Origin of the sequence: Pseudonocardia sp. SID8383, assembly GCF_009864975.1 — a bacterium.
Lineage (GTDB): Bacteria > Actinomycetota > Actinomycetes > Mycobacteriales > Pseudonocardiaceae > Pseudonocardia > Pseudonocardia alni.
In genome coordinates this window covers 1-2,682 of sequence record NZ_WWFY01000886.1, presented here as the reverse complement: position 1 = coordinate 2,682, position 2,682 = coordinate 1, and the positions used below count along the sequence as shown (strand labels likewise).

Annotated in this window: 4 protein-coding genes and 1 pseudogene; 1 reads left to right on the top strand and 4 read right to left on the bottom strand. The window is 75.0% G+C overall.

Features of this window, described 5'->3' with window-relative positions; translation table 11 throughout:
• Window positions 1-181 (top strand): hypothetical protein (locus tag GTW08_RS21405; RefSeq protein WP_237454046.1); only part of this gene is annotated, 181 nt, incomplete at its 5' end.
• A gap of 187 nt (window positions 182-368) precedes the next feature.
• Here the strand turns inward: GTW08_RS21405 and GTW08_RS21400 are convergent.
• From GTW08_RS21400 to GTW08_RS21385, 4 genes and pseudogenes are all read right to left on the bottom strand, one after another.
• The gene (locus GTW08_RS21400) at window positions 369-764 is read right to left on the bottom strand and encodes a hypothetical protein (RefSeq protein WP_237454045.1); all 396 of its coding nucleotides are present in this window, start codon (window positions 762-764) and stop codon (window positions 369-371) included.
• Window positions 765-792: 28 nt separating this feature from the next.
• Entirely contained in the window at window positions 793-1,818 is a 1,026-nt protein-coding gene (locus GTW08_RS21395; protein WP_073576062.1) for a C40 family peptidase, read from the bottom strand.
• Window positions 1,815-2,411: a hypothetical protein gene (locus GTW08_RS21390; RefSeq protein ID WP_062398831.1), complete on the bottom strand. Its 597-nt coding sequence runs from the start codon at window positions 2,409-2,411 to the stop codon at window positions 1,815-1,817. The genes GTW08_RS21395 and GTW08_RS21390 overlap by 4 nt, the downstream gene beginning before the upstream one ends.
• Window positions 2,401-2,682: pseudogene (locus GTW08_RS21385) on the bottom strand (hypothetical protein); the annotation flags it as partial. The pseudogene GTW08_RS21385 and the gene GTW08_RS21390, both read right to left, overlap by 11 nt.

Sequence of the window (2,682 nt, the reverse complement as noted above, 5' to 3'; positions counted from 1 at the left end):
CGCGGACGGCTGCTACGTGCAGCGGCGCCCGACCCCGGACGTCGTCGGCGGCCCGCTCCCCGACGACGCCGTCGTGCACGCCGGCCCGGCCGACGCCGCGTACCTGGTCCGCGAGCTGGACCGGCTCGCCGACGAGGCGCAGCGCCGTCGCGCGCCGGTCGGGACGCACCGGGCCTGGTGAGAGGTGGCCGGAACTCGCTCACCGGGTGAGCGGATTCCGCAGGGGAGGTGTCCCTGCCGCACGCCGAGATGCAGCTCAGCGGGCCGTGGAGATCGACGATTCCCGCTGTGGTGCATCTCGGCGACGCCCCCGCGCACCGGGCCGGGCCCGACCGGCGCGCGCAGTGAAGCGACGAGCGGGGGCGCGGTCAGCGCAGGACGACGGTCCCCCGCGGCACCTGCCCCGCCGACGCCGGCGGCACGGTGTCGGGCACCTCCACCCGGACGGGCAGCGACCCGGGGACGACGCGGTCGTCGGCGTCGCGGTACTCGAGGTCGCCGTCGGGCCCCAGCTCGGTGACGTAGCCGTGTGTGGCGAGCTGGGCGTCGTCGAGCTCGGTCAACGGTTCGGCCCGCACCGCGGACACGGCGTACTCCGGCCAGTCGACGCCGGGGTAGGCGTCGTGCAGGTCGGCGAGCAGCCCGACGAAGACCTGCTGCCAGCGCAGCGGCATCGACTGGGCCAGTGACCGCGGCACGACGAGGTGGTCCGGGCAGGCACCGGGCGCCGCGGAGTCGAGATAGTCCGAGAGCGGGGAGCGCATGCCTCTCATGATGGCGCCTCGACCCCGCTCAGGCGGGGTTCGGCGTGGTCCCCGGCCGGGTGGCGAGCGGGACGAGATCGCCGAACTCCCACGACACCGGCTGCACGCGGACGGGGAAGTTGCGGTTCGGTGCCTCGACCATCCTGCCGTCGCCCAGGTACATCATCACGTGGTAGATCGTGGTCGGGTCCGAGGTGTCGTGGGCGTAGAAGAGGAAGTCGCCCGGCTGCATGTCCCGGACCGGCAGGTGGCCGCCGGAGTTGTACTGGTCGCGCGACACCCGCGGGATCGTGACGCCGGCCGCCCGGTACGACGCCTGCAGCAGGCTGGAGCAGTCCCAGGAGTCCGGTCCGGTCGCGCCCCACACGTAGGGCTTGCCGAGCTCGCCGAGCGCGAAGCCGATCGCGGCCCCGGCGACACCCGGGGGCAGCGCGCCGGTCGTGCCGGGGGCACAGCCCGTCGGGTTGGCGACATCGCCGATGTTCTCGACCAGCGACGCGGCCAGGCCCTCCCACTTGGCGTAGGCGTCGGGGAAGGCCGAGCGCTGCACGGTCTGCGCGGCCTTGGTGACCGGCATCGAGTCCCAGCCCGGCACCTCCATCAGCCGTTCGTAGAAGATCCGGCTGCTGTAGGCGGGGTCGGTGACCTGGGCGGGGGTGCCCCACCCCTGCGACGGCCGCTGCTGGAACAGCCCGAGCGAGTCCCGGTCCCCGTAGTCGATGTTGCGGAGCGTCGACTCCTGCATCGCGGTGGCCAGCGCGATCAGCCACGCCTTCGGCGGGAGCTGCATGTCCTTGGCGACCGAGATGATCGCGGCGGCGTTCTGCCTCTGCTCGTCGGACAGCGTCTCGAAGGTGGCTCCCCCGCCGCCACGGCCGACCGTCGCGGTCGAGATCCCGGTGTCGCACCAGGCCGCGTTCGACCGGCCGCCCCCGAGGTTGGGGCTGAACGCGAGGAAGCCGACGGTCAGGAACAGCACCAGCGCCATCCCGATCGCGAGGAACGGCAGCAGCAGCCGCAGCGGCCGCAGCGCACGCGTCAGCGGGGTGCTCATGCCCGGTCGTAGCGGGACACCTTCCAGCCCGCCTCGGTGTCGACGACCAGGATCCGCAGGGTCAGCGTGTCGGTCGGCACGGTGACCTCGATGCTCTTCGGCGCGACCCGGGTCGGGGTCGCGGGCCCGGTGACCCGGGAGGCGGGCACGTTCGACGGGTCGACGCCCGCGAGCACGCCGAGGAACTCGTCGGTCGTGTACGGCCGCAGCCCGGCGACCCACTGCTGGGAGGTCATCCCGTCGGGGTGGTTCACCCAGGCCGCCGCCCACACGCGCGCCGTCTCCAGCGCCTGCCGTGGGGCCTGCGACACCGGCAGTGCCTCGGGCGTCAGCTCGGGCACCGGCGGCAGCAGCGTCGGGGTGGGCGTCGCGGAGACGCCGGACGACCCGCTGTCCCACCGGTTGCCGCCGGAGCCGCCCCCGGCGATCAGGCCGCCGGACGCCGCCCCGCCGGAACCGCCGAGCGAGACCAGTCCGAACACGAGCCCGCCCAGGACCACCACCGTCACGGCGAGCCGGGCGGGGGAGCGCAGCGGCCACTGCCACACCGCGCGGTAGGCGCCGGCGCGGCCGCGGGAGGACCTAATCGGCACGGTCGCCGCCGGTGCGGGCCGCCCGCGGGCGGTAGATCTTGTAGACGGGCACGCCGTCGACGAGCTCCGGGGTCACCGGGGTCGGATCGCCGGGGCGGCGGGGCCCCGCGTCGTCGCGGCGGTAGATGGAGCGGTCGTCGACCTCGCCGGGGTCGACCCGCGTACCGAACCCGGTGTCGGGCCGCCCGGTCGCCCCGACCGGCAGCGCCCCGCGGCGCGGCTCGGCGATCCGGGCCGCCTGGGGCGAGGACACGTCCGGTGCCGCGCGACG

Bases quoted from the DNA above. Each gene is read 5' to 3' on its own strand.
- GTW08_RS21400 (WP_237454045.1), bottom strand. From the start codon at position 764: ATGCGCTCCCCGCTCTCGGACTATCTCGACTCCGCGGCGCCCGGTGCC.
- GTW08_RS21395 (WP_073576062.1), bottom strand. From the start codon at position 1,818: ATGAGCACCCCGCTGACGCGTGCGCTGCGGCCGCTGCGGCTGCTGCTG.